This is a genomic window from Shinella sp. H4-D48, assembly GCF_022637395.1.
In the GTDB taxonomy this organism is placed as follows: domain Bacteria; phylum Pseudomonadota; class Alphaproteobacteria; order Rhizobiales; family Rhizobiaceae; genus Shinella; species Shinella sedimenti.
This window is the reverse complement of sequence record NZ_CP093337.1, coordinates 1540950-1566336: the sequence shown is the minus strand read 5'-3', so window position 1 is coordinate 1566336 and position 25387 is coordinate 1540950. Positions and strand designations below refer to the sequence as shown.

At 63.0% G+C, this 25387-nt stretch carries 22 protein-coding genes and 1 riboswitch; of the genes, 9 read left to right on the top strand and 13 right to left on the bottom strand.

The annotated features are described in order from the left end of the window. Positions 1–53: 53 nt before the first annotated feature. Positions 54–833 (bottom strand): ABC transporter ATP-binding protein, encoded by a 780-nt coding sequence (locus MNR02_RS07580; RefSeq protein ID WP_241598965.1) that lies wholly within the window; start codon positions 831–833, stop codon positions 54–56. Positions 834–841: 8 nt separating this feature from the next. Then, complete coding sequence (locus MNR02_RS07575) at positions 842–2029, bottom strand: ABC transporter permease (RefSeq protein WP_241948682.1); 1188 nt, start codon at positions 2027–2029, stop codon at positions 842–844. Positions 2030–2123: 94 nt separating this feature from the next. Between MNR02_RS07575 and dgcA the strand changes: the two genes are divergently transcribed. Further along, positions 2124–3107: an N-acetyl-D-Glu racemase DgcA gene (dgcA, locus tag MNR02_RS07570; RefSeq protein ID WP_241948681.1), complete on the top strand. Its 984-nt coding sequence runs from the start codon at positions 2124–2126 to the stop codon at positions 3105–3107. Here dgcA and MNR02_RS07565 read toward each other — a convergent pair. Together MNR02_RS07565 and MNR02_RS07560 are read right to left on the bottom strand one after the other, a co-directional pair. Continuing rightward, entirely contained in the window at positions 3077–4294 is a 1218-nt protein-coding gene (locus MNR02_RS07565) for an MFS transporter (RefSeq protein ID WP_241948680.1), read from the bottom strand. The two genes, dgcA and MNR02_RS07565, sit on opposite strands and share 31 nt — an antisense overlap. A 143-nt stretch (positions 4295–4437) precedes the next feature. After that, on the bottom strand, positions 4438–5283 hold the full coding sequence (locus MNR02_RS07560) for a UDP-2,3-diacylglucosamine diphosphatase (protein WP_241948679.1): 846 nt from the start codon (positions 5281–5283) through the stop codon (positions 4438–4440). 232 nt (positions 5284–5515) lie between these two features. Between MNR02_RS07560 and MNR02_RS07555 the strand changes: the two genes are divergently transcribed. Next, on the top strand, positions 5516–7828 hold the full coding sequence (locus MNR02_RS07555; RefSeq protein WP_241948678.1) for an NADP-dependent malic enzyme: 2313 nt from the start codon (positions 5516–5518) through the stop codon (positions 7826–7828). Positions 7829–7887: 59 nt separating this feature from the next. Here the strand turns inward: MNR02_RS07555 and MNR02_RS07550 are convergent, their stop codons facing one another. Then, the gene (locus tag MNR02_RS07550; RefSeq protein ID WP_241948677.1) at positions 7888–9477 is read right to left on the bottom strand and encodes an ABC-F family ATP-binding cassette domain-containing protein; all 1590 of its coding nucleotides are present in this window, start codon (positions 9475–9477) and stop codon (positions 7888–7890) included. Positions 9478–9735: 258 nt separating this feature from the next. Here MNR02_RS07550 and MNR02_RS07545 point away from each other — a divergent pair, with 258 nt between their 5' ends. Next, positions 9736–10824, top strand: a complete 1089-nt coding sequence (locus MNR02_RS07545) for a DUF2865 domain-containing protein (RefSeq protein WP_241948676.1) — start codon at positions 9736–9738, stop codon at positions 10822–10824. On the opposite strand, the gene bluB is transcribed toward MNR02_RS07545, so the two are convergent. From bluB to MNR02_RS07530, 3 genes are all read right to left on the bottom strand, one after another. Beyond that, on the bottom strand, positions 10817–11503 hold the full coding sequence (bluB, locus tag MNR02_RS07540) for a 5,6-dimethylbenzimidazole synthase (RefSeq protein ID WP_241948675.1): 687 nt from the start codon (positions 11501–11503) through the stop codon (positions 10817–10819). The two genes, MNR02_RS07545 and bluB, sit on opposite strands and share 8 nt — an antisense overlap. A 44-nt stretch (positions 11504–11547) precedes the next feature. Continuing rightward, positions 11548–11763, bottom strand: a riboswitch (cobalamin riboswitch). A 48-nt stretch (positions 11764–11811) separates the two neighbouring features. Then, on the bottom strand, positions 11812–12555 hold the full coding sequence (locus MNR02_RS07535) for an NYN domain-containing protein (RefSeq protein WP_241948674.1): 744 nt from the start codon (positions 12553–12555) through the stop codon (positions 11812–11814). 127 nt (positions 12556–12682) lie between these two features. Continuing rightward, the gene (locus tag MNR02_RS07530; protein WP_241598927.1) at positions 12683–14362 is read right to left on the bottom strand and encodes an NAD+ synthase; all 1680 of its coding nucleotides are present in this window, start codon (positions 14360–14362) and stop codon (positions 12683–12685) included. 305 nt (positions 14363–14667) lie between these two features. Here MNR02_RS07530 and MNR02_RS07525 point away from each other — a divergent pair, with 305 nt between their 5' ends. From MNR02_RS07525 to MNR02_RS07510, 4 genes are all read left to right on the top strand, one after another. Then, entirely contained in the window at positions 14668–16572 is a 1905-nt protein-coding gene (locus MNR02_RS07525) for an LTA synthase family protein (protein WP_241948840.1), read from the top strand. 55 nt (positions 16573–16627) lie between these two features. Continuing rightward, the gene (locus MNR02_RS07520) at positions 16628–17158 is read left to right on the top strand and encodes a DUF1003 domain-containing protein (RefSeq protein ID WP_241598924.1); all 531 of its coding nucleotides are present in this window, start codon (positions 16628–16630) and stop codon (positions 17156–17158) included. 139 nt (positions 17159–17297) lie between these two features. Next, the gene (locus MNR02_RS07515) at positions 17298–17720 is read left to right on the top strand and encodes a TadE/TadG family type IV pilus assembly protein (protein WP_241598922.1); all 423 of its coding nucleotides are present in this window, start codon (positions 17298–17300) and stop codon (positions 17718–17720) included. A gap of 1 nt (position 17721) precedes the next feature. Continuing rightward, complete coding sequence (locus MNR02_RS07510; RefSeq protein ID WP_241948673.1) at positions 17722–19437, top strand: pilus assembly protein TadG-related protein; 1716 nt, start codon at positions 17722–17724, stop codon at positions 19435–19437. A gap of 14 nt (positions 19438–19451) precedes the next feature. Here MNR02_RS07510 and MNR02_RS07505 read toward each other — a convergent pair whose 3' ends face one another. The 3 genes from MNR02_RS07505 to MNR02_RS07495 all read right to left on the bottom strand — a co-directional run bounded on the left by MNR02_RS07505 (position 19452) and on the right by MNR02_RS07495 (position 21776). Then, complete coding sequence (locus MNR02_RS07505; protein ID WP_241948672.1) at positions 19452–19847, bottom strand: GFA family protein; 396 nt, start codon at positions 19845–19847, stop codon at positions 19452–19454. A 144-nt stretch (positions 19848–19991) separates the two neighbouring features. Then, positions 19992–21365, bottom strand: coding sequence for a class II 3-deoxy-7-phosphoheptulonate synthase (locus tag MNR02_RS07500; protein WP_241948671.1), 1374 nt, complete (start codon positions 21363–21365; stop codon positions 19992–19994). Positions 21366–21548: 183 nt separating this feature from the next. Next, on the bottom strand, positions 21549–21776 hold the full coding sequence (locus MNR02_RS07495) for a hypothetical protein (protein WP_241948670.1): 228 nt from the start codon (positions 21774–21776) through the stop codon (positions 21549–21551). 147 nt (positions 21777–21923) lie between these two features. Here MNR02_RS07495 and MNR02_RS07490 point away from each other — a divergent pair, with 147 nt between their 5' ends. Next, complete coding sequence (locus tag MNR02_RS07490; protein ID WP_241948839.1) at positions 21924–22826, top strand: LysR family transcriptional regulator; 903 nt, start codon at positions 21924–21926, stop codon at positions 22824–22826. Here the strand turns inward: MNR02_RS07490 and gor are convergent. Next, positions 22804–24192 carry a glutathione-disulfide reductase gene (gor, locus tag MNR02_RS07485; RefSeq protein WP_241948669.1) on the bottom strand — a complete coding sequence of 463 codons (1389 nt, stop codon included), beginning with the start codon at positions 24190–24192 and terminating at the stop codon, positions 22804–22806. The two genes, MNR02_RS07490 and gor, sit on opposite strands and share 23 nt — an antisense overlap. A gap of 248 nt (positions 24193–24440) precedes the next feature. Between gor and MNR02_RS07480 the strand changes: the two genes are divergently transcribed. After that, the gene (locus tag MNR02_RS07480; RefSeq protein ID WP_241598911.1) at positions 24441–24776 is read left to right on the top strand and encodes a hypothetical protein; all 336 of its coding nucleotides are present in this window, start codon (positions 24441–24443) and stop codon (positions 24774–24776) included. A gap of 70 nt (positions 24777–24846) precedes the next feature. Here the strand turns inward: MNR02_RS07480 and MNR02_RS07475 are convergent, their stop codons facing one another. Continuing rightward, complete coding sequence (locus MNR02_RS07475) at positions 24847–25386, bottom strand: DUF2059 domain-containing protein (RefSeq protein ID WP_241948668.1); 540 nt, start codon at positions 25384–25386, stop codon at positions 24847–24849. Between the last annotated feature and the right edge of the window lies 1 nt (position 25387).

The following is a 25387-nucleotide window of genomic DNA, read 5'->3' as shown; positions in this document are numbered from 1 at the left end:
CCTGCTCGCAGTTCCATCCGCCGGGACGGGATGCTCCCGGATGTCCTTCATGTCTATCGCACGATCGAGCGTGCACGCTTGCCCTGGAAATAGGACTGCACCCAAGGATCGTCAAAGGCCAGCATGTCCTCGATGGTGCCTTCGACGAGAACCTTCTTCTGCCCGAGCACGGCGATGCGGTCGCATACCGAAAACAGGCTGTCGAGGTCGTGAGTCACCATATACACGGTGAGGCCCAGAGTGTCGCGCAGTTTGGCGATCAGCGCGTCGAATTCGGCCGCACCGATGGGATCGAGACCCGAAGTCGGCTCGTCGAGGAAGACCAGCGCCGGATCGAGCGCAAGCGCACGGGCCAGTGCGGCGCGCTTGATCATGCCGCCGGAAAGCTCGGAGGGGAATTTCTCCGCGGCGTCAGGTGCCAGGCCGACAAGCTCGATCTTCAGCCGTGCCAGCTCGTCCATCATCGCCTGCGGAAGGTCGAGATATTCGCGCATCGGCACCTGAATATTTTCCCGCACCGTAAGCGACGAGAACAGCGCACCCTGCTGGAAGAGGACACCGAGCTTCATATCCAGCGCCATCCGCTCGGAATCCGTCGCCTTGTCGAAATCCGTGCCGAAGATCTGAATGTTGCCGCCGCGGCGCGGCAGAAGCCGCAGCACGGTGCGCATCAGAACGGACTTGCCGGTACCGGATGCGCCGACGAATCCGAGGATTTCGCCGCGGTAGATATCGAGATTGAGCTTGTCGAGAACGACCTTCGTGCCGAAACCAACGGTCAGATCCTTGACCGAGAGCACGACGTCCTTCTGATCTGCCGAAACCGGGTCCATCTGCATTCCTAGAAGTCGATTGCGGCGTAGAACATGGCGAAGAGCCCGTCCACGAGGATGACGACGAAGATCGACTTCACCACCGAGGCCGTCACGTGGCGGCCGAGCGATTCGGCGCTGCCGCCGACCTTGAGCCCCTCCACCGACGCGACGATGCCGATGATGAGCGCCATGAAGGGCGCCTTGATCATGCCGGAGACGATGGTCGACAGGTCGATTGCTTCGCGCAGGCGCGACAGGAAGGTATCGAAGGTAATGCCGGAATAGGCCCAGGCCACGAAGGCCGCCCCCGCTAGTGCGGCGAAGTTGGCGATGATCGTCAGAAGCGGCAGCGCGACTGTCAGCGCAACGAGCCGCGGAAAGACGAGGACACCGATGGGGCTCAGCCCCATCACCTTGAGCGCGTCGATCTCCTCGCGCATCTTCATCGAGCCGATCTCGGCGGTGATGGCACTGCCAGAGCGGCCGGCGATCATGATAGCCGTGAGCAGAACGCCGATTTCACGTAACTGCAGAATACCGACGAGGTCGACGACGAAGACTTCCGCACCGAAATAGCGCAACTGGAAGGCGCCCTGCTGCGCGATGATCGCGCCGATGAGGAACGACATCAGGAGAATGATCGGAACGGCGCGCACGCCCATATGGTCGATCTGGTGCACGATCGCGGCGGGCGAAACACCGCTCTTGCGGCCCAGCTTGAGCTGCGCACCGCGCACCGCCGATCCCAGAATGAACATGGCGGCGACCGTGTCGTTCCAGACGTCGATCACAACGCGACCGATGGGCGCGAAGATACGCTCGAAGCGGGAGCCGGCCGCGCCGCGCGCGTCTCCGGGCTCGGCCAGTTTTTCGGGCAGTGCCGCAATCAGGTCCGCATAACGTGCGCCCTGCCGGTCGGTGATGTTGACCTCACCGCCGCCCGACTGACGTTCGGTGATGGCGCGGCGCAGTAGCCATGCGCCGGCGGTATCCATTTCCTCGACGCCGCCGAGGTCGATCTCCAGCGGCCCCGCCGTATCGCCCTTCATGCCGTCGAGCTGCCTGGAGGCGGCGACAGTCGTCGTGTTGATCCAGCGGCCGGACAGACGCCAGATCTCGCCGGCTCCACCCGTCAGGCTCTCGGTCTTTATCTCGGCGGGGGTATTGGTGTTCGTGGCCAAGTCGCTTGCATCTTCCCGTGCGTGGGACAACATGCCCTGTCTTATCGACTCGCGCCTCGTCTGTCACCGAACGAAGGCGCAAAAGCCTGCCCACTTGCGCTTTTTTCAATACGGAGAAGCCGATCCGATGCGCAGAACACTCCTTGCCGCCGCCGAGAGCTTTCCGATTGCCGGCGCCTTCACCATTTCGCGCGGCGCAAAGACCACCGCCGAGGTCGTGACCTGCACGATTGGTGCCTCGGGCGGCGTGGGACGCGGCGAATGCGTGCCCTATGCACGCTATGGCGAATCGGTGCCGGGCGTGCTTGCCGCCATCGAGGATATGCGCGGCGCCATCGAGGGCGGCATCGGCCGCGAGGAGCTCGCAGACCGCATGCCGGTGGGGGCCGCACGCAATGCGCTCGACTGCGCGCTCTGGGACCTCGAGGCCAAGCTGTCCGGCGTGCCGACATGGCAGGTGCTGGATACAACGGCGCCGCAAAAGCTGGTGACGGCCTACACGCTCTCCCTCGGTGAGCCGGAGGCCATGCAGCGGCAGGCGGCCGAGCATGCCTGGCGTCCCTTGCTCAAGGTCAAGGTCGGTACGGCCGACGACGAGGCCCGTATTCGCGCCGTGCGGGCCGGTGCGCCGGACAGCGCCATCATTCTCGATGCCAATGAGGGCTGGACGCCCGACAACCTCGCCCGTCACTTCGCCCTCTGCGCCGAGGCGCGCATCGCCCTCGTCGAGCAGCCGCTCCCGGCGGACAACGATTCGGCGCTGCGCGGCATGGCGCGCCCCGTGCTCGTCTGCGCCGACGAAAGCGTGCATCGCACGAGCGATGTCGCCGGCCTCGCCGACCGTTACGACGCCATCAACATCAAGCTCGACAAGGCCGGCGGGCTGACGGAAGCGCTGGCGCTTCGGCAGGCGGCGCGAGCCGAGGGGCTGAAAATCATGGTGGGCTGCATGGTCGGCACGTCGCTGGGCATGGCGCCGGCCGTGCTTCTGGCGCAGGGCGCCGACTTCGTCGATCTCGACGGGCCGCTGCTGCTGGCCCGCGACCGGGAGCCAGCCCTGCGCTACGATGGCTCCGACGTTTATCCGCCGGAGCCGGCGCTCTGGGGCTGAGCGGACGGCGCAAGCAATCGACCCGCGACGATGGATATGAGACCGGCCGCAGCGACGAGCGACATCAGATAGAAGCCCTGAACACCGTACCAGCTGAAGGCATAGCCCGATACGAAGGTCGCCAGAGCCGTAAAGATGCCGGTGTAGAAGAAATAGAGCCCTTGCGCCGCCGCCTCCTGCTCTTCCGAAACGCGCTGCACGAGGCGGCTCTGCGCGCTCATATGGATGAGCGCATAGGTAAAGGCATGCAGGCACTGCAGCGCGAAGTAGCCGGTGAACGACATCTCCAGCGGAAAGACGATCCAGCGCACGACGGCGACCGACGCACCGACGATCATCATGGACCAGAGATTGAACCGCCGCCTGAGCTGGACGGCGAACAGGAAGAACACCACCTCCGCCAGAACGCCCGCACTCCAGAGGATCCCGACATCCACGCCGCTGAAACCCATCTTCTGCCAGTAGATCGCCGAGAAGGCGAACAGCATGGCATGGCTGGCATTGACGAGCGAAACGCCGATCAACATGAGCTGCACATCGCTTTGCCGAAGCGTGCTTTTGGTCGGCATGGTCGCGATGGCGGCAATCGGCGACGGCCGGCGCGGTTTGCCGATCTTCGGCGCGATCAGGGCGCCCACGACGGTCAGGACGAAAGCCGCCGCCATCGCCGGCAGCACCATGGCGCCACCATAGAGTCCGGCGAGCCAACCGCCCGCCATCGTCGCCACGATGAAGGCGAGCGATCCCCACAGGCGCATGCGGCCATAGTCGAAATTCCAGCGCCGCACGCCTGACAGCATGATTGCCTCGGTGATCGGCACATAGGGCGAATAGACCGCACCCTGAAGCGTGTAGAGCAGCAGGATGGGCCAGAACGAGCCGGTCGCAAACAGTGCCACGGCCGTCAAAAGCGAGAGCAGTGCCGACCACAGAAGTACGACCGAGCGCTCGCCGATCCGGTCGGCGATGACGCCCGCGACCGGCGCGGTGAAGACCCGCACGAACAGCGGCACCGCAAGCACGATGCCGATCTGGAAATCGGTAAGCGAAAGCGTTTCCAGCCAGACCGGGAAAAACGGCAGGGCGATGCCGTTGACCATCATGGGTGCGCAGAAAACAAGCGCGATCCGCACGGCGAAGAACGGCGGCGCGCCGGCGGTAACTCTGAACCCGGAAGGGGGCGTCATTGGCGGGAAACCTGCATTGAAACGCTTGCCGCTCTATCATGCCGGAGGGCACAGGCCAATCCACGATTTTTCAGGCGCTGACGCTCTCTCCGGGGCCACCCTCCAGCCATACCAGCCTTATCCCGGCCGCGCGCGAAAACGCGTCAGGCGGCCTCTGCGCCAACCCGTTCGCGCCTCTCAATGACAGGCATCTGGTGGGACACGGCAAGGATAGCTGCGGGCCTGGAGGCCATCGTCTGCCAAGTGATCAGCTCCATCTCGCCGTCGTGATGCTCTGCAATCGCCGTGCAGCTTTCCACCCAGTCGCCGCTATTGATGTAGCGGATGCCGTCGATTTCGGTGATGACGGCGTGGTGGATATGGCCGCAGATCACGCCATCGGCGTTGTTGCGGCGTGCCTCCTCGACGACGACCTTCTGGAACTCGCCGATGAAATTGACGGCCGACTTCACCTGTTGCTTCGCCCATGAAGAGAACGACCAGTACGGCAGGCCGAGCCGGCGGCGGATGGCGGCGAAGACCACGTTGATCGCGATGGCCGCGTCATAGGCCCAGTCGCCGAGATAGGCGACGACACGCGCATGACGCACGACCACGTCGAACTCGTCTCCGTGCAGCACCAGATAGCGCCGGCCGTCTGCACCTTCATGGATCATGCGCTCGGCCACCTCGACACCGCCGAAATGCGTGCCGGGGAAATCGCGCAGGAACTCGTCGTGATTGCCGGGGATGTAAACGATGCGTGTACCCTTGCGCGCCTTGCGCAGGATCTTCTGCGTGACATCGTTGAAGGCCTGCGGCCAGTACCAGTTGCGCTTGAGCCGCCAGCCGTCGACGATATCGCCGACGAGCACGATGGTCTCGGCCTCGTGATGCCGCAGGAAGTCGAGCAGGAAATCGGCCTTGGCGGCCTTCGATCCCAGATGCACATCCGAGATGAAGAGCGTGCGGAAGTGGCGGACATCAGGGTCGGCAGGGGTCACGGTCATGCGTTCGTCTCCGGTGGCCGGCCACCGCGGTCATCGTCATGACGGGCAGCTCTCGGTCTTCTGAAAACCAGACTCCTATTTCAGATTGATGACACACCTATGCATTTTCGGCAGGCAAATAGGCATTGCACCCGCCGTTGAATACGGCTTTATGGTACACCCGTTAAACTTCACGTCGCGGCGGTTTTGTGCCACGAAGCCCGCAACGAAAACAGAATATGGCAGGAGTATCATGAGCACCGGTGACAAACCGCGGACGCAGAACGGCCCCGCAAGTGGAGACATCGACCAGCAGGCGCTTTTCTTCCACCGTTATCCCCGCCCCGGAAAGCTCGAGATCACCGCCACCAAGCCGCTCGGCAACCAGCGCGACCTCGCGCTCGCCTATTCGCCGGGCGTCGCCGCCCCCTGTCTTGCCATCCGCGACGATCCGAGCACGGCGGCCGATTACACGGCGCGCTCCAATCTCGTGGCCGTGGTTTCCAACGGCACGGCCGTCCTCGGCCTCGGCAATATCGGGCCGCTCGCCTCTAAGCCCGTCATGGAAGGCAAGGCCGTCCTCTTCAAGAAATTCGCCGGCGTGGACGTCTTCGACATCGAGATCGACGCCCCGACCGTCGAGCAGATGGTCGATGTCATCTCCGCTCTCGAGCCGACCTTCGGCGGCATCAACCTTGAGGACATCAAGGCGCCCGAATGCTTCGAGGTCGAGCGCCAGTTGCGCGAGAAGATGGATATCCCCGTCTTCCACGACGATCAGCACGGTACGGCCATCATCGTTGCGGCCGCCGTCCTGAACGGCCTTGAGCTTGCCGGAAAATCCCTCGCCGACGCCAAGATCGTCGCCTCCGGGGCCGGTGCGGCTGCGCTCGCCTGCCTCAACCAGCTGGTTGTGCTCGGCGCCAAGGTCGAAAACATCTGGGTCCACGACATCGAAGGCCTCGTTTACAAGGGCCGCGAAGAGCTGATGGACCAGTGGAAGGCCGTTTACGCCCAGGAAACCGACAAGCGGGTGCTCGCCGAAACCATCGACGGTGCCGATGTCTTCCTCGGCCTTTCCGCCGCCGGCGTGCTGAAGCCCGAATTGCTCGTGCGCATGGCAGAAAAGCCGCTGATCATGGCGTTGGCCAATCCAAAGCCGGAAATCATGCCCGAGGAGGCGCGCGCTGCCCGCCCGGACGCAATGATCTGCACCGGCCGTTCGGATTTCCCGAACCAGGTCAACAACGTCATCTGCTTCCCCTACATCTTCCGCGGTGCGCTTGATTGCGGCGCCCGCACGATCAATGAGGAAATGAAGATGGCCGCCGTGCGCGCCATCGCTGCGCTCGCCCGCGAGGAAGTATCCGACGTGGCCGCCCGCGCCTATTCGGGTGAAACGCCGGTCTTCGGTCCCAACTACCTGATCCCCTCACCGTTCGATCAGCGCCTCATCCTGCGCATCGCGCCGGCCGTTGCGCGAGCGGCTGCCGAAACCGGCGTGGCAACGCGCCCGATTGCCGATTTCGACGCCTATCTCGACCAGCTGAATCGCTTCGTCTGGCGTTCGGGCTTCATCATGAAGCCGATCTTCGCGGCAGCGAAGAATGCCGAGAAGAAGCGCGTGATCTTCGCCGAAGGCGAAGACGAGCGCGTACTGCGCGCCGCTCAGGTGCTGCTGGAAGAGGAAATCGCCAAGCCCATCCTCATCGGACGCCCGCAGATCATCGAGACGCGCCTGAAGCGCTACGGCCTGCGTATCCGTCCCAATACCGATTTTGAAGTGATCAACCCGGAAGACGATCCGCGCTACCGCGACTATGTGGACGACTACTTCCGCATCGTCGGCCGCAAGGGCGTGATCCCGGAAGCCGCGCGCACCATCGTGCGCACCAACCAGACCGTGATCGGTGCGCTGGCCGTCAAGCGCGGCGAGGCCGATGCGCTGATCTGCGGCGTGGAAGGCCGCTATGCCAAGCACCTGCGCGATGTCAGCCAGATCATTGGCAAGAAGCCGGGCGTTCTCGACTTCTCCGGTCTGAGCCTGCTGATCTCGCAGCGCGGCGCGACCTTCTTTACCGATACCTATGTCACCTTCGATCCGACGCCCGAGGAAGTCGCGGAGATGACGGTGATGGCGGCAAAGGAAATCCGCCGGTTCGGCATCACGCCGCGCGCCGCCCTCGTTTCGCATTCGAACTTCGGTTCGCGCGATTCCGACAGCGCCTATAAGATGCGCCGCGCGATGGATATCGTGCGCGAGCTCGACCCGACGCTGGAAGCAGACGGCGAAATGCACGGCGATGCCGCCATTTCCGAAACGCTGCGCCAGCGCGTCATGCCGAACTCGACGCTGTCGGGCGAAGCCAACCTGCTGGTCTTCCCGAACCTCGACGCCGCCAACATCACGATGGGCGTCGTCAAGACCATGACGGACAGCCTGCATGTCGGCCCGATCCTGCTCGGTGCCGCTATGCCCGCCCATATCCTGTCGCCGTCGGCCACCTCGCGCGGCGTCGTCAACATGGCAGCGCTTGCCGTCGTGGAAGCCTCCTACCCGGATTGAGGCCGTCAGCGGCATCCCGAGATAAAAACGGCCGCCGGCAAACCCGGCGGTCGTTTGCGTTAGGGCTGCCCCGAGAGGGTAATCCTGCGCGTAATGCCGATCGCCTCCAGAAACGCTTCGTCGTGGCTGACGACGACAAGCGCACCGTCATAGGCCCGCAGGCCGGCCTCCACCGCCTCGATGGAATCGATATCGAGATGGTTCGTCGGCTCGTCCAGAACCAGCAGGGCCGGCGGCTGGCCGGCGCCGAGTACGCAGGCCAGCCCGGCCCGCAGCAACTGTCCGCCGCTGAGGTTGCCCGCCATCTGTAGAGCCGCATCGGCCCGAAACATGAAGCGCGCTAACGCCGCCCGGCACGCATTCTCGTCCGCCCCGGGATTGATCCGCCGGAAATTGTCGCGGATGGACAAGGCCGGATCGAGCAGGCTCACTCGCTGATCGAGCATGGCGATATCGGTCAAGCGGCGCACGCTCCTCTTAGCCGGTTGCAGATCGCCCGCCAAGAGAGACAGCAGAGTGGTCTTTCCCGAACCGTTCGGGCCGGTGATGGCGATGCGCTCCGGCCCTGTAACGACAAGGGAGAAATCACGAACGATCGGCTGTTCCGGGTTGTAACCGGCGGTGACATCCTCCATCCGCAGGACCACACGATTTGTCGGCAGATGTGTCGGCGGCACGCTCACCGTCAGGGGCTGGAGCACTTCCATACGTTCGCGCGCCTTGGCAATCGCCTCGCCCGCCTCGGCCTGCCGGCCCTCGGCAAGTCGCGCATTCGCACCGCCCGTCAGCTCGCTGCGCTCTTTCATGGCGCCGAGAACGATGCGCGGAGTGCCGCCCCGCGCTCGCTTGCGGCGGCCGGCACTGTCCCTGCGAGCCTGGCGCTCGGCGGTCGCCTGCATGGTGCGCGCCACTTCGCCGGCGTGCTTTTCCGCATCGGCGAGATCGCGGTGTGCCGCGGCCAGTTCGAGTGCCTTGCACCGCCGGTAGGCGCTCCAGTTTCCGCCGTAGCTTTTGGCGCCGAGTGATGTCAGCTCGACGATGACGTCCATCGTCTCCAGCAATTCGCGGTCATGGCTGACGATCACCGCGCCGGCCCGCCATCCGGAAAGCAGGTCAATCACCGCCTGCCGGCCTTCGCGATCGAGATTGTTCGTCGGCTCGTCGAGCAGCAGGAAATCCGGCTCACGGAACACCAGCGCCGCGAGGGCCGCCCGCGTGCGCTGCCCGCCGGACAGGGCCGAAAGTGGAGTTTTAGGCTCCACCTGGAGCCCAACGCGCGCAAGAGCGGCGGAGAACCGCGCCTCCACGGTCCAGTCGGCATCGGCAAGCTCGTCGGCTTCGGCCACGCCGCGTTCGGCGCGGGCGAGAAGATCGAGCATGTCAGCGATGCCGAAAAGATCGGCGACGGCTTCCCCCGCTGCAACCTGCACGGTCTGGCGCAGCAGACCGATCGCCCCGTCAACAGTCACGGTCCCGGATTGCGGTGCGAGCTCGCCCGTGACGAGCCTGAGCAACGTTGTCTTGCCGACGCCGTTGCGTCCGACAAGGCCGGTGCGCTCGGCACCGAAGGTCAGGTCGAGATTGGTAAGAAGCGTGTTCCCGTCAGGCGCGGACCACGAGATTTTGGAAAGCGTTATGGAGTGCGGCATGGATGTGGATATCCCCGATGACAAAACGAAGTCGGTTTGCGGTCGGGTTGAAATCCATGAAGCACCATCCGGTCGGTATTGAAGATGCCGCAATTTAGGGTGTGACTTGGGCCGTTGCAAGGCAGGCGCCCAGTGTGGCCCTTAAGCACGAATGCCGGTCGGCGTTGCACTCGCTCCGGCACGCCCTATGATAAGATAGGAAATGCCGGTTTTCGCCGGCCGTTTCGACATGCTCTAAGATCGATAGGGATCGTTACCGTGAAGGGACGCAGCCGCTTCCTGTTTGCCGTTGCAACCGGCCTGTCGCTTCTTTTTTCCGGCGGCACGGCGGCGGCGGACGTGTGCCAGCGCCTCAAGGCGGAACTGGCGAGCCTGCCCAAGGTCGTGGTCGATACCTCGAACGCCCGCAAATATGCGTCCGCCATCGCACGCCAGAACATCCAGCTGAGGCAAGCGAAAAGCGATCAGCGCCGCCTGCGCTGCTCCAGCGGCAGCATCATCGTGATCGGCGGCGCCAATGCCGATGCCTGCGCCACGCTCGCCACCGTCATCGGCAAGATGGAGCAGAACCTCCAGATCCTCGACAGCAAGCGGCGTGAGCTGTCGGGCGGCGGCGCGTCGAAGGCCAGACGCAACCGGCTGATCTCCTCGCTGGAGACCGAGGGCTGCAACGATGCGAAGGTGACGCCTGTTGCCGCAACCGAGCGTCTGCGCACGCTCGACGACACGCGCACCCTGCCGCTGGGAACCGCACCCGAAGGCAGCGACCGGCTGCAACTGCGCTCGCTGGGCGGAAATGCCGGCCACGGCAACCTGCGCACCGTCTGCGTGCGCACCTGTGACGGCGGTTTCTTCCCGATTTCCTCCAACGCCTCGCCGATGGACTTCCGCCGCGACCAGCAGGTCTGCGCGATGATGTGCCCACAGACCGAGACGGAACTGTTCTACCAGGCGATGGGGCGCGGGCAGGAAACCGAGCAGATGACCTCCACGGTCACCGGCCGCGCCTATGTCGAATTGCAGAACGCCTTCGCCTACCGCACGCGCGACCTTTCCAAGCCCGGCGCCTGCGGCTGCAACCTTTCGGCTTACTATCAGGAGATGATCAAGCGCGAAAAGGCGGCACGCGGCGAGATGACGACGGAAACCGCACCGGATGGCGGCTCCGGCTCCGTAACCACCATCCAGACGCAGCCACGTAAGGACGAGGCAAAGGTTCCGGTCAAGGCGGAGGAGCGCGATTACGACCCGTCCAAGCACAAGGTGCGCACGGTCGGCCCGGCCTTCCTGCCGGAAAATGAATCCGCAATCGACCTCGGCCGCACCGCAGGCGCCGACGTCAACTGACGTCTGGCCAGCGCTCGTCGAAGACCAACTCTTCCAGCGGCAGGCGCTGTCGCCACCCCTTCACGGCCAGCTCCGGTTCGCCATAGAGCTGATCGACGAAACCAACGCATAGCCAGGCGACGATCTCGATATGATTGGGTATGCCAAGGATCGCGCGGATATCGCTGTCGTGGAAGATGCTGACCCAGCCGACGCCCACCCCTTCCGCCCGTGCCGCAAGCCACAGGTTCTGCACGGCGCAAACGGTGGAATAGACGTCCATGCGCGGATTGTGCGTTCGCCCCAGCACGACGGACCCTGCCCGCGTCGGATCGCAGGTCACGCAGATGGAAAGCGGCGCCTTCAGAATGCCCTCGAGCTTCAGCGCACGATAGCGTTCTTGCTGCTCGCCCGAAAACATCGCCTCCGCCTCCGCATTGGCCTTGAGAAAGGCCGCATGCACCGTTTGGCGCGTCACCGGACTCCGCACGAGAAGGAAGTTCCATGGCTGCATGAAACCGACCGACGGCGCGTTGTGTGCCGCCTGCAGCAGCCGCCGGACCAGGTCCTCCGGCAAGGGATCAGGCAGGAACTGATCGCGCACGTCCCGGCGCGTTTCGATGGCGCGGTATACGGCCTGCTTTTCCTCATGCGGAAAAGCGCCCGCCCGGACCAGAAGGTCCAACGGTTTGGTTCGCATCGTCATCTCCCCAACAATGCGGAAAACCTGCCGCCGTCCGCGCGGTTCGGTCTATCTTGCCAGGCCGGTCTTCTGACTTCGGTTCGCACGACTTCGGCCTGCCTTCCCGGTTGAACAACCAGTGGCAAAACCCTGAATCGATTCAAGGTTTTAGAGCGAAGCCATCCCCGTCACAGCGTTGGGCACGTACCGGACCTGGGTTTCCCCGCACCGGTTTCCCGATTCTCCCGCAAGCGGGCACCTGACGGCCGGATTGTGCACGGCACGCCTGCGCGATCAAGTCCGCTTGTTCAAACGGCGTTGTCGCCTCAGCCGTTATCGACCACTTTCTTGAGGGGCTGTGCCTTCAGACGGGCCTTGCGGTTCTTGTCGGCGAGTTCGGCGCCGGAAAAGGCCAGAAGCTTGTAGAGCTGGTTGTGACCATACGACTTCAGATCGAAGTTCGGTTGACACGCGTTCAAGGTCTTCATGAGGTCCGGCAGCGCAACCCATGGACCATCCAGCGGCGGCGCCTCGACGAAAATGCGTTGCAGGAGTTCACTCTTTAACGCGCGGCGAACATCTGGCGCCTGTTTTGCAACAGTCTTTTCGGTGATTTTCACCGGCGCTGGACTTGGGTCGGGCTTTACAGCGCCGATGGTCCTGAAGACGTCAAAAGCCGTCTGAAACCGGCTCGAGGCCTTTGAGCACGCCATTCCAACGGCGATCTTGCCAGCGCGCCGAATTCGCATTGCCAACTGGGTGAAGTCGCTATCGGCGGTGGCGAGGCAGAACACATCCACTTGCCCCGAATGAAGTTCGTCCATGGCATCGATCACCATGGCGATATCAGCGCCGTTCTTGCCATTAGCCCCGGCCACGGTCTGCCGGGACGTGAGGGCGTGAAGTGCGGCGGCATCCAGCCACGGCTTGAGGGATGAATTCGAGAAGTCTCCATAGATACGGCGATCAAGCAGCAGGCCGTGCTTCGTCGCTTCTTCGACAAGCGTGGCGGCGGCGCGCGAAGGCACGTTCTCTGCATCGATAAAAAGGACAACCCTGCGCTGCGCCATACCCACTCCCCGAGAAGGAATGCATATTAGCACTGACCTCTCTGTCTGCAATCAGAGAGGTTACATTTCGATCGCACAGGTTAACGCACAACTACCAGACGCAGAAAGACCGCCAGTACCGCGCCCCTCATCCCCGGTCGCGGAAGCGGTTGGTGATGGGGTAGCGGCGGTCGCGGCCGAAATTCTTGCGGGTGATCTTGACGCCGGGCGCGGACTGGCGGCGCTTGTATTCAGCGATGTAGAGCAGGTGCTCGATCCGGTGGACGGTTGCCGCGTCGTGGCCGCGCGCCACAATCTCCTCCGTGCCCATCTCCAACTCGACGAGGCATTCGAGAATGTCGTCAAGAACAGGATAGGGCGGCAGGGAATCCTGGTCGGTCTGATTGGGCCGCAGCTCGGCCGACGGCGCCTTGTCGATGATATTGTGCGGGATTACCTCACCCGTCGGCCCCAGCGCGCCGGGCGGCACATACTGGTTGCGCCAGCGCGACAGCGCATAGACCTGCATTTTGTAGAGGTCCTTGATGGGGTTAAAACCGCCGTTCATGTCGCCGTAGAGCGTGGCATAGCCGACCGACATTTCCGACTTGTTGCCCGTCGTGACCACCATCGAGCCGAACTTGTTGGAAATCGCCATCAGGATCGTGCCGCGCGTGCGGCTCTGGAGGTTTTCCTCGGTGATGCCTTCCTCGGTGCCCTCGAAGGTCTCTGACAGCGCGGAAAGGAAGCCGGTCACGGGTGCCTCGATCGGCACGATGTCGTAACGGCAACCCAGCGCCTTGGCGCAATCGGCAGCATCCTTCAGAGAATCCTCCGAAGTGTAACGGTAGGGCAGCATCACACAGCGCACGCGCTCCTCGCCCAGCGCATCCACGGCGATGGCCGCGCATATCGCGGAATCGATGCCGCCGGACAGGCCGAGCACGACGTTCTTGAAGCCGTTCTTGTTAACGTAGTCACGGAAACCAAGCAGGCAGGCGCGGTAATCCGCCTCCTCACGCTCGGGAATGCGCGACATCGGGCCGCTGTCGCAGACCCATCCGCCGCCCTGCCGCTTCCAGGTCGTGAGCGCGATGGTTTCCTCGAACTGGCTCATCTGGAAGGCCAGCGTCTTGTCGGCGTTGAAGGCGAAGCTTGCGCCGTCGAAAACAAGCTCGTCCTGCCCGCCGAGCTGGTTGGCATAGAGCAGCGGAAGGCCGGTCTCGATGACCTGCTTCAGCACGACCTGGTGGCGGATATCGACCTTGCCGCGATAATAGGGCGAGCCGTTCGGCGACAGCAGGATTTCCGCGCCGCTTTCCGCCAGCGTCTCGCAGACGCCGAGTTCGCCCCAGATGTCCTCGCAGATCGGGATGCCAAGGCGCACGCCACGGAAATTCACCGGACCCGGCATCGCGCCCTGATCGAAGACGCGCTTCTCATCGAATTCGCCGTAGTTCGGCAGGTCCACCTTGTCGCGGACCGCGATGACCTTGCCGGCATCGAGAACGGCGACGGCATTGTAGCGGCCGGTCTCGTCCTGCCGCGGAAAGCCGATAATGACGCCCGGGCCGCCATCCGCAGTGTCTGTGGCAAGATCATCGATAGCGCGACGGCAGGCCTTCAGGAAGGCCGGCTTCAGCACGAGATCCTCCGGCGGATAGCCGGAGATGAAAAGTTCCGTCAGCAGAAGCAGGTCGGCGCCCTGCGTTGCGGCATCCGCGCGAGCGGCGCGCGCCTTGGCCAGATTGCCGGCCACGTCGCCAACCGTCGGGTTCAACTGCGCGACAGCAATGCGCAGCGTCGTCTTTTCAGTCTCGGAAGTCATCTCTGCGGACCCGTCTCCTCTTGTGTCCGGTCGTGCAGGCCACACGCTCGAACCGTCGCAAGCTCTTTAGAGCATCCTGCAAGCTTTGGGAATGAACAGCAGCGCCGATTGGAAATCCCTGTTGTGAAAGCCCGCAAGCGGGCATGCAGCCGACAACCATTGCTGCGCGGCAACAGACTGAACCAAAGCGTGTGGGCAACGTTAAGGGAAGCGTTCATCTCCTGTTCAAGATGACATCCATATGACAGAGAGACGAAAGTTTTGTGAAATCGGAGAAGGCCTTGGCCCTGTTCACGACCGCAGCGGTGGCAATCGAAGCCACGGGGAAACATCCTGACAGGGTGGGTTTTCTCGCGCGCCACGCCAAGACGCTGGCGGTTATGCGATCCCTGATCGTCTCCGGCATTCTGGCGCTCGCCACGGTGGTCGCAATCGAGCTTATCACGCGCGGCTCCATCCAGCAGACCTACGTCTATCTCACCAATCTCCAGCAGCCCGGCTGGACGACGACGGGCGTGTTCTTTCTACTCTATCTCGCGCTGGATGCGCTGATCGGGCGGCAGCACAAGGCCGTGCTGCTGGTCTCGCCCCTCGTTATCCTGATGGGCGTGATTTCGCAGCAGAAGCAGGTCTTTCTCACCGATCCGCTCTACCCGACCGACCTGCTTTTCGGCCGCCAGATCCTAGAACTGATGCCCGTGCTGGTGCAGGACCGTCCATGGACCGCGGCCGCGCTCGCGCTTGCCGTCGCCATGGGCGTCGCAGGCCTTATCGGCCTGTGGATCTTTGCCTGGCGCCGGTTCCGTCCGCTGACCCGCAAGGAACGTCTGGCGCGCCTTGCGCTTGCGGTGCCGCTGCTTGCCGGCTTCGCCTCCATCATGGACTACAATGAGTTCTCCTGGATGCGCGACCGCCTGAAGATTTTCCCGATCATGTGGGATCAGGCCGAGAACTACCGTCACAACGGCTTCATGATGGCCTTCGCCATCAACCTGCCCATGGCCAATGTGCAGGCCCCCTCGGGCTACATGGTTGATGCCATCGACAAGATTCCGTCCAAGCCTCTGCCTGCCGGCACCTCCCATCGCACCAAGCCCGACGTCATTGTCGTCATGAGCGAGTCGCTCTGGGATCCGACGCGGCTGGAGAGCGTGAAGCTTTCGCCCGACCCGATGCCGGTCATCCGCGAAAACGAGGGCGGCAACGTCTTCTCGCCGGAATTCGGCGGCCTCACCGCCAATGTCGAATTCGAGGCGCTGACGGGCTTCTCCAATGCCTTCCTGCCGACGGGCAGCATTCCCTACCAGCAGTATGTGCGCAAGCCGATCCCTTCGCTCGCCACCTTCTTCCGCGCGGAGGGTTATACGGCACGCGCCATCCACCCGTTCTCGGGCTGGTTCTGGAATCGCTCCAGCGTCTACAAGGCGTTCGGTTTCGAGACCTTCAAGGATGTCGACAAGATGCCGCCCCTGGCGAAGCGTGGCAACTTCACGTCTGACGAGGCGCTGACGAAGGAAATCATCCGCCAGGCCGACATGCAGGAAGATCCGTTCTTCTTCTTCACCGTCACGCTCCAGGGCCACGGCCCCTATGACGATGGCCGTTACGCCAAGACCGATATCGGTGTCGATGGCAAGCTCGATCCGCGCAGCGAGCGCATGCTGGCAAGTTATGCGCAGGGCGTGAAGGAAGCCGACGACAGCCTCAAGATGCTGATGGACTGGGCGAAGCAGCGCGACCGCGAGACGATCATCGTCGTCTTCGGCGATCATCTGCCGCCGCTCAACACGGTCTATCAGAATTCCGGCTACATGAAGGGCGTCACAGCCTCGCGCAAGGGTACGCCCGAGCAGATGAAGAAGGAACACGAGACCCCGCTCGTCGTCTGGTCCAACAAGACCGGCGCCCAGAAGGATATCGGCACGATCAGCCCGGCGTTCCTTTCCTACTACGTCCTCAAGGAAGCCGGCTTCGAACATCCCTACTACACGGGCTTCCTCGGCGCCGTGCACGACAAGTTGCGCGTCATCGACCGCTACATGCTGATCGACGCCAAGGGCAAGGCAACGACCGACTGGTCGCGCAAGAAGACGATCGACCCGCTGGTGCGCGATTTCCGCTTCCTGCAGCACGACATCATGTTCGGCAAACAATACGGCCTGGAACGGTTCTTCGATTCCCATGCGGAACTGATGAGCGCGGGCTACTGATTTTCGCCGGAAAAGCGCTAGGTTAGGCTCCGATTCGCTTTTTCGGAGCCCAACCATGAAATCTCTCGACGACGCCGCGCAGGTCCTTTTCGGCAAACCCGCCGAACATCTGGATGAGACCGAACGCCAGGTTCTTCTCAACTCGCGCGCCGGGCGTATTCTCGCCGAGGATACCAACGCGGCGTACGAGTCCAAGCAATCGGTCGGCGAGCGCGTGGCCGATACCATCGCCCGCGTTGGCGGTTCCTGGACCTTCATTATCGCCTTCATCATCTTCCTGCTTGTCTGGACGGTCCTCAATACCATCATCCTCACCCGCGAGGCGTTCGACCCCTACCCCTTCATCTTCCTCAATCTCGTTCTCTCCATGGTGGCGGCGTTACAGGCGCCGATCATCATGATGTCGCAGAACCGCCAGGCCATGCGCGACCGCTTCGAGGCGTCGAAGGACTACGAGGTGAACCTGAAAGCGGAGATCGAACTGATGGCGCTTCATCACAAGATCGACACGCACTTCCTCAACGAGATCGCCGCACTGAAGATGGAAGTGCTGCGCCTGCATGACGTCTTGCGGCAAAAGGAATGACTACCGGACGCAACCTAAGGCATGCGATAATCTCAAAAATCAATCTATAGAGGAAATTAAGACTTTCGATGCACGATAAACGTGCATCCCTCCCGGATGCGGAAATGCCTGACCGCGACCATCCAATGGAGGAGATGTCATGCACGCCCTCGCCCGTCTGTCGAAAGACCGCGCCGGCACCTCGGCGCTGGAATTCGCGATCATCGCGCCGCTGTTCTTCCTGGCGCTGTTTACGATGATCGCCTACGGCATCTATCTCAGCGTGACACACTCGGTACAGCAGATCGCGGCCGATGCGGCGCGCACTGCGGTGGCTGGCCTTAATCCGGCGGAGCGCGTCACGCTAGTCAACCGCTATCTCGACGCCTCGCGCTTCGACTATTCCTTCATCAACCGCGCGAAGATGCAGGTCGTGGTCGCGGACGATCCGGGCAATCCCGACCAGTTCACCGTGACCATCGCCTACGATTCAAGCGACCTGCCGATCTGGAAGCTCTTCACCTTCGCCCTGCCGCAGGAAGAGATCCGCCGCTATGCGACGGTGCGCGTGGGAGGCATGTGAGATGGAACGCCTTCCCTTCATCAAGGACCGCGCCGGCAATATCGGCACGCTCGCCGCCCTCAGCCTGCCGCTGATGGTGTTCTCGCTCGCGCTCGGCGTGGACTTCGGTTACCTCACGGTGCAGCAGCGTGCGCTTCAGGCCGATGCAGATCTGGCCGCCATCGCAGCCGCCTCGAACGTCGTGGAAGCCGAGAAGGCCGCGGCCGCCTTCTTCTCGCTCAATCGCGTGCCGGCCAATGTCACGGGAAGGAACGGCCTGTCCCTCCCCGCGGACCGGTCGCTTGACCTCGGCAAAGCAACCGTCGTCGAGGCCACGGTCGAGCGCGGCCGCTACGTCGCCGATCCCGACCTGCTGCCGCAGGACCGGTTCAAACCCGCAACGACAGACGCAGATGCCGCGCGTGTGCGGCTGACACGCCCGGCAGACCTCTTCGTCGCCTCGATCTTCATACCACGCTCGCCGGTGCTTTCGGCCACAGGTGCGGCCTCGCGCACCAAGACGGCGGCTTTCTCGGTCGGAACGCGGCTCGCAAGCCTGAACGACGGCATCCTGAACGCGCTGCTCGGCAAGCTTCTCGGCACCAACATATCGCTGAAGGTCATGGATTACCGGGCGCTCGTCGATACCGACATCGCCATTCAGCCGTTTCTCAAGGCCGTCGCGACAAAACTCAACCTGACGGCCGGGACCTATGAGGACGTGCTGAACGCTGGCATCACCATGCCGGACCTGCTGGCCTCCATGCGCGCCGTGCAAGGTCTGTCGAGCACCGTCAATTCGGCGCTGCGCTCCCTCGAGCAGGCAACGAGCAAGAGCAAGGTCAAGCTGCCGCTTGCCCGCATTCTCAACCTCGACCCGAAGAAGGGGATCGCAGTCGCAACGGGCGGCGACTGGGATATGTCGATCAACGCCATGCAGATCGTATCCGCCGGTGCGGCCCTCGCCAACGGCACGAACCAGGTAGCGCTCGATCTCGGCGCGGGCGTGCCGGGCCTTGCCGGCGTCAAGGTGGCTCTGGCCGTCGGTGAGCCGCCGGTGGAAACACCGGCCCATCGTCTCGGCGCGCCCGGCAGCGCGGTACGCAGCGCCCAGACGCGCCTTGCCATCGAGATTAGCGTCGATGGGCTTTCGGCACTTGCCGGCATCCGCATCAAGCTGCCGCTCTATGTGGAGGTTGCGGCCTCCGAGGCAAAACTTGCCGATATCCGCTGCCTTGGCGGCACCACGGCCAATGCAAACGTCACCATCGACGCCGTGCCGGGGCTCGCCGAAATCGCCATCGGCGCAGTCGACCCGTCCGTGCTCTCCAACTTCTCGACCGAACCGCGCGTCAAGAAGGCCCGCATCGTCGATTCCGGTCTGCTCAACATTGATGCGATCGCCCATGTCGAGGCCCAGAACCTGACCAGGAGCAAGCTCACCTTCTCGCCGACGGAGATCGCGGCGCGCACCACGAAAACCGCCTCAACGCGCGACGCCCTCACCTCAATCACGAAGTCCTTGCTCGAAAATCTCGACCTCGACATCCAGGTCCTTTTCCTCACGCTCGGCACGCCGAAGGTGATCACCGCCGCACTGGCCTCGACGCTCGGCGCGGTAACGCCGGCCATCGACGAGCTGATCTACAATCTTTTGCTGGTCGTCGGCGTTCGCATCGGCGAGGCCGATATCCGCGTGACGGGCGTTCGCTGTCAGCGGCCCGCTTTGGTGCAGTAGAACGGCGACAGAACTTACCGCGCAGCAGCAAAACGCGGCGCGTCGCCCTCGATCTCGTAATAATCGCCCTTGTCGGCGCAGAAGATATGCTTGCCAATGGCCAATCCCGTCGGCAGGTCGAAGGCGCCCACCATGATGGAGGTGTTGTTCGATCCGTCGGCCTTCCAGAACAGCGCGGAACCGCAGGTGCGACAGAAACCGCGGCTTGCCGCCTCGCTCGCCCTATACCAGGTGATGCCCTCTGCGCCCTCGACCTCAAGCCGGTCATCGGTGACGTTGGTTGCCGCGTAGAAATGCCCGGTCTGGCGGCGGCACTGGCTGCAATGGCACGCCGTCACCGCGCGCAGCGGACCGGAGGTACGAAACCGCACCGCGCCGCACAGACAGTGCCCCGAATGAACTTCGCTCATGATCCCTCTTTTCCTGGCATGCGCAAGCGCGCAAACGAAAACCGGGCCAGCTTGTCCAGCCGGCCCGGTCCTGTCAAATTCACATTCCTGAATGCTTGCATCAGCCCCGCTCATCGAGGGAACCGAAGCGTGAACGAAAGGCGATCAGCCGTTCACGACCATGCGCTTTTCATCGCGACCGCCCTTCATGCGCTCGGCAAGAAGGAAGGCGAGTTCGAGCGCCTGATCGGCATTGAGGCGCGGATCGCAATGCGTGTGGTAGCGATCGGCGAGATCGTCACCCGACAGCGCACGCGCGCCGCCGGTGCATTCTGTCACGTCATTACCGGTCATCTCGATATGGATGCCGCCTGGATGCGTGCCTTCCGAACGATGGATCTGGAAGAAGCTTTCGACTTCCGACAGGATGCGCTCGAACGGACGCGTCTTGTAGTTGTTGAGCGTGATCGTGTTGCCGTGCATCGGATCGCATGACCAGACGACCTTCTTGCCCTCACGCTCGACGGCGCGGATGAGCTTCGGCAGGTTGTCCGCGACCTTGTCATGGCCGAAGCGGCAGATCAGCGTCAGACGGCCGGCCTCGTTCGACGGGTTGAGCAGGTCGATCAACTCCAGCAGGCCATCGCCGGTCAGCGACGGGCCGCATTTGAGGCCGAGCGGGTTCTTGATGCCGCGGCAATATTCGATATGCGCGTGATCGGCCTGGCGCGTGCGGTCGCCGATCCAGATCATATGGCCGGAGGTCGCATACCAGTCGCCCGACGTGGAATCGACACGGGTCAGCGCCTGCTCGTAGCCGAGCAGCAGAGCCTCGTGGCTGGTGAAGAAATCCGTCTCGCGCAGGTTCGGATGGTTCTCCGAGGTAATGCCGATGGCCTTCATGAAGTCCATGGTCTCGGAAATCCGGTCGGCGAGCTTGCGGTAGCGCTCAGCCTGCGGGCTGTCCTTGACGAAGCCGAGCATCCACTGGTGCACGTTGTCGAGATTGGCGTAGCCGCCCATCGCGAAGGCGCGCAGCAGGTTCAGCGTCGCGGCCGATTGGCGGTAGGCCATGATCTGGCGTTCCGGGTTCGGAATGCGGGCTTCCTCGGTGAACTCGATGCCGTTGATGATATCGCCACGGTAGGACGGCAGCGACACGTCACCCTGCTTCTCGATGCCCGAGGAGCGCGGCTTGGCGAACTGGCCGGCGATGCGGCCGACCTTCACCACCGGCTGCTGGGCGCCGAAGGTCAGGACCACGGCCATCTGGAGGAAGGCGCGGAAGAAGTCGCGGATCGTATCGGCACCGTGTTCGGCGAAGCTCTCGGCGCAATCGCCGCCCTGCAGCAGGAAGCCCTTGCCTTCTGCGACATTGGCGAGCGATGCCTTGAGGCGACGTGCCTCACCGGCGAAGACGAGCGGCGGAAACTTCGCGAGGCGCTCTTCGGTCGCCGCCAATGCGGCGAGATCGGGATATTCCGGAACCTGCTGGATGGGCTTCTGCCGCCAGCTGGTCGGGGTCCAATTCTGTGCCATGATACTCACCTGTCCTGAAACGCCCGAAAACCGGGGGGCGCCTCTCCGTTTGAAGATGCGGGCTTATAAACCGTTAGATGGTTCTTGCATAGCCGCAGTTCCAGCGCCTGTAACGCAATTGCGACGGCTGCGCCATCCCGGTAACAGGCGGTAAAGCACAGGATAACGCAGCGCCGTTGCCTGTCAGCGACGCCGAGACACTTCGGAAGCGAATATCCATCTGGAAACAGTACTTTGTCTTGATTTCGCCGGCCGCTGCCCGCCGACAGCGACCATGCGGCTCAACAGAGCATTCACCCACTGGAAGCCCTGCCAATCCGTCCTCTCAAGCGGATCGGCCAAAGACGTGCGTTTCGTTCCATGCAACTTGGCCTCCTGTCTGTCGAAGGCGATCATCCATTCCGGGCTCATGGCAAACTCCTATCGTGGTGTCCGTCATGAGCTAGCGACTGGCGTCGAAACTTCGTAGATGCGCGAATGAAACGCCCGTTTCATCGGCGACCGATGCCGATCAGCTCATTTTGCGCTAAGAAGGATGGTGTGAACGAGGGACCGGAAATGTCGGAAGTCGACTGGAGCGATCTGCAGCTTTTCTTTCATGTCGCGGCGGAAGGCGGACTTGCGGGCGCCGCATCGATAACCGGCATCAGCGCACCGACGATCGGGCGCCGCATGCTGGCGCTGGAGCGCTCCATGGGCCGTACGCTGTTCATCCGCAGCCAGCAAGGCTACCGGCTGGCGCCCGACGGTACGGTGCTGTTCGAGCATGTGCAGACCATCCGCCGCACGACGGCCGATATCACACGCTGGCACGGCGATGCCTTCACGCTGCCCATCGTATCGGTCGCTGGCAACATCTGGCTGTCCGGCTTCATTGCCGACAATCTCGCCGAGCTCAGAACCAAGGATGACGACTTCCGGCTCTGCTGCAAGCTGCTTTCGGCCATCGGCGACCTTACCCATCGCCACAGCATGATCGCGCTTCTCCACGACGCGCCCAAGAGCGGCAATGTCGCCGTGCGCAAATCCGTCGACGTGGCCTACGCGGTCTATCGCGCGGCAGACAGCAATGGCGGAGCGGAGCAGCCTTGGGTGTCCATCGGCACAGAGGTTGCCACGGCGGAGCCCGAGAAATGGGTGTTCCGCCACCACGAGAACCAGATCCACACCTGGACGAATGCTCCCGACATTCTCCACCGGCTGATTGCCAGCGGCGCCGGGCGCGGCGTTTTGCCGACCTTTGTGGGAGATGCCTTACCGGCACTCGTACGCGACGGTGATCCGATCGAGGCGCTCACCCATCCGCTTTGGCTGGTTGTCAACGACGACGACCGCCATCGCCCGGAAATGCGCCTGGCGCTCGACAGGCTCGTGGCCCTCTTCAAGCGCCACGAGGATCGCTTCGCAGGCCGCCTGCCTTCGGAGATACCGGCGGTTCTCAGATCCGCTGGCCGTTCCTGACGCGGTAGCTCGGCTGGTACATCGTCACTAGCTCTTCCGATGCCGTCGGGTGAACCGCCATCGTGCGGTCGAAATCGTCCTTGGTCACGCCGGCCTTCAGCGAAATGCCGAGCAGCTGCGCCATCTCGCCCGCCTCATGGCCGAGGATATGAGCGCCGACCACCTTGCGGTCCGCGGCATTGACGACGAGCTTCATGATCATCTTTTCCTGCCGGCCCGACAGCGTCGCTTTCATCGGGCGGAACTCGGCGCGATAGATTTCGAGATCGTCGAATTTCTTCGCGGCTTCCTCTTCGCTCAGGCCCACCGTCCCGATCTCCGGTTGCGAGAAAACGGCGGTGGCGATGAGGTCGTGGTCCGGCGAGACCGGATTGCCGCGAAACTCCGTCTCGATGAAGCACATGGCCTCATGGATGGCGACGGGGGTGAGCTGCACACGGTCGGTAACGTCACCCAGCGCGAAGATGCCGGAAACATTGGTGCGCGAATACTCGTCGACGATGATGGCGCCGCGCTCGTTCGTCTGCACGCCCACCGTTTCCAGCCCCAGGCTGCCCGTGTTGGGCGCACGGCCCAGCGCCAGCATCACCTGGTCGACATGCAGCATTTCGCCGGCTTTCGTCGTGACCGTGCGGCGTCCGTCCGCCGCCTCGGCGACGTTGGTGATAATGTCCTCGCAGAGGATGCGGATGCCCTTGGCGATCATCGCCGACTGCGCGCCATGGCGCATATCCTGATCGAAGCGTGAGAGGATTTGCTTGCCACGATAGATGAGCGTCGTCTCGACGCCGAGCCCGTGGAAGATGTTGGCGAATTCGACCGCGATATAGCCACCGCCGGAAATGACGATGGATTTCGGCATTTCCGGCAAATCGAAAGCCTCGTTCGAGGTAATGCACAATTCATGTCCCGGCAGGTCGGGATGCGGCGTCGGATGTCCGCCGACGGCAATCAGGATGCGCTCGGCCGTGACCTCTTCGCCGGTGGCCGTCAGGCGAACGGTGTTCGGCCCGACGAGGATGGCGCGTGTGGCAAGGATCGTTGCGGCCGCATTGTCCAACCCCTTGCGGTAGAGGCCCTCGAGGCGGGTGATTTCCTTCTCTTTGGCCGCCACCAGCGCCTTCCAGTCGAAGCTGCTCTCGCCGACCGTCCAGCCGAAACCGGCGGCATCCTCGAAATGCTCGGGAAACTGCGAGGCATAGACATAGAGTTTCTTCGGCACGCAGCCGCGAATCACGCAGGTGCCGCCGAAGCGGAATTCTTCGGCGATCGCCACCTTCTTGCCCATGCTTGCGGCCAGACGCGCGCTGCGCACGCCGCCGGAGCCGCCGCCGATGACAAAGAGGTCGTAATCGAAAGCCGTCATGGGGATCTCCTGCGGGCGTGGCCTGACGATGGCGTTGGAACGGGCCGGCGAATCCGCGGCCTCGCGTGCTTCCCATATAGGTGCAGCAGGCGCAAAAGTGAAAGCCCGGCCTTCACCGCCCGATATATCGCCCGTCGCGGCGCATTTCTCACTGAACGGCTGGCTGTCCGCCGCTATTTCCATTTACCGAATGTGAGACACCGCTTAAAAGAAATCCCGCTCAATTGTGGGCTGAACGGATGACAAAAATGTCAAAATCGAAATTGATCGCAATCTCTACCGCCGCACTGTTGCTGGTTGCCGGCGCGGCCTCCGCCGAAGATCTCGTTTTCAACCTGAAGAACGGCACGAACTCCGTGCTCACCCGCTTCTACACGTCGCCCGTCGGCGTCGATAAATGGGAAGAGGATGTGTTCGGGCAGGACGTGCTCAACCCCGGCGAAACGATCGAGATCACGATCGCAGACGGCCGCGAAGTCTGCGAATACGACATGCGCTTCGAATTCTCCGATGATTCCGATCTCGACACGACAACCGATACGCAGAACCTTTGCGAACTCGGCGACTACACAATCCACGAATAGGTCGATCCGGGCCGTTAGGCCCGCAGATGGAATGAAATGAAAAAGGCGGCCCGTGGCCGCCTTTTTTGTCTTACTGCTGCGGCTGTTGCGCGCCGCCCTCGGCGGGAGCAGCACCGATCGTGGAGTCCAGCTTCTTGCCGCTTTCCGTCTGCAGGTCGCGGCTGACGCCGGCGGCCCAGATTTCCGCGGCCTTCATGACTTCGCGCGTCGCGATCGGGCCGTCCGTCAGGAGCTTCTTGCCGACAGGCGAGGCATAGAAGTCCGCGATGGCCTTCAGCTCGTCCTGCGTAAAGGTCTTGGCATAAATCGTGGCCGCTTCTTTTTCGAGATCGGCGCGGCGGGGAGCAAGGGCAATCGCCTGCTCGTCGACAACAGCGTTGATCTCGGCCTCGTAGTTGGGCGACGCCTGCACGAAGGTCGCCTTCACGCGGGCGGCGAGACCCGGCAGGATGTTGTCGAAACGGCTCGTCGCACCGATGGCGTCGATGGCAGCACGGGCGGCCTTGATCTGGTCGTCCGTGACGTCCTGCGCCTTGGCGATGCCGGCAAGGCTGGCCGAAACGATGAGGGTCACTGCGAGGGTGCGGCCGAAACCAGCAAATTTGGACATG

Bases quoted from the DNA above. Each gene is read 5' to 3' on its own strand.
- MNR02_RS07580 (WP_241598965.1), bottom strand. From the start codon at position 833: ATGGACCCGGTTTCGGCAGATCAGAAGGACGTCGTGCTCTCGGTCAAG.
- MNR02_RS07575 (WP_241948682.1), bottom strand. From the start codon at position 2,029: ATGTTGTCCCACGCACGGGAAGATGCAAGCGACTTGGCCACGAACACC.
- dgcA (WP_241948681.1), top strand. From the start codon at position 2,124: ATGCGCAGAACACTCCTTGCCGCCGCCGAGAGCTTTCCGATTGCCGGC.
- MNR02_RS07565 (WP_241948680.1), bottom strand. From the start codon at position 4,294: ATGACGCCCCCTTCCGGGTTCAGAGTTACCGCCGGCGCGCCGCCGTTC.
- MNR02_RS07560 (WP_241948679.1), bottom strand. From the start codon at position 5,283: ATGACCGTGACCCCTGCCGACCCTGATGTCCGCCACTTCCGCACGCTC.
- MNR02_RS07555 (WP_241948678.1), top strand. From the start codon at position 5,516: ATGAGCACCGGTGACAAACCGCGGACGCAGAACGGCCCCGCAAGTGGA.
- MNR02_RS07550 (WP_241948677.1), bottom strand. From the start codon at position 9,477: ATGCCGCACTCCATAACGCTTTCCAAAATCTCGTGGTCCGCGCCTGAC.
- bluB (WP_241948675.1), bottom strand. From the start codon at position 11,503: ATGCGAACCAAACCGTTGGACCTTCTGGTCCGGGCGGGCGCTTTTCCG.
- MNR02_RS07535 (WP_241948674.1), bottom strand. From the start codon at position 12,555: ATGGCGCAGCGCAGGGTTGTCCTTTTTATCGATGCAGAGAACGTGCCT.
- MNR02_RS07530 (WP_241598927.1), bottom strand. From the start codon at position 14,362: ATGACTTCCGAGACTGAAAAGACGACGCTGCGCATTGCTGTCGCGCAG.
- MNR02_RS07520 (WP_241598924.1), top strand. From the start codon at position 16,628: ATGAAATCTCTCGACGACGCCGCGCAGGTCCTTTTCGGCAAACCCGCC.
- MNR02_RS07515 (WP_241598922.1), top strand. From the start codon at position 17,298: ATGCACGCCCTCGCCCGTCTGTCGAAAGACCGCGCCGGCACCTCGGCG.
- MNR02_RS07510 (WP_241948673.1), top strand. From the start codon at position 17,722: ATGGAACGCCTTCCCTTCATCAAGGACCGCGCCGGCAATATCGGCACG.
- MNR02_RS07505 (WP_241948672.1), bottom strand. From the start codon at position 19,847: ATGAGCGAAGTTCATTCGGGGCACTGTCTGTGCGGCGCGGTGCGGTTT.
- MNR02_RS07500 (WP_241948671.1), bottom strand. From the start codon at position 21,365: ATGGCACAGAATTGGACCCCGACCAGCTGGCGGCAGAAGCCCATCCAG.
- MNR02_RS07495 (WP_241948670.1), bottom strand. From the start codon at position 21,776: ATGAGCCCGGAATGGATGATCGCCTTCGACAGACAGGAGGCCAAGTTG.
- MNR02_RS07490 (WP_241948839.1), top strand. From the start codon at position 21,924: ATGTCGGAAGTCGACTGGAGCGATCTGCAGCTTTTCTTTCATGTCGCG.
- gor (WP_241948669.1), bottom strand. From the start codon at position 24,192: ATGACGGCTTTCGATTACGACCTCTTTGTCATCGGCGGCGGCTCCGGC.
- MNR02_RS07480 (WP_241598911.1), top strand. From the start codon at position 24,441: ATGTCAAAATCGAAATTGATCGCAATCTCTACCGCCGCACTGTTGCTG.
- MNR02_RS07475 (WP_241948668.1), bottom strand. From the start codon at position 25,386: ATGTCCAAATTTGCTGGTTTCGGCCGCACCCTCGCAGTGACCCTCATC.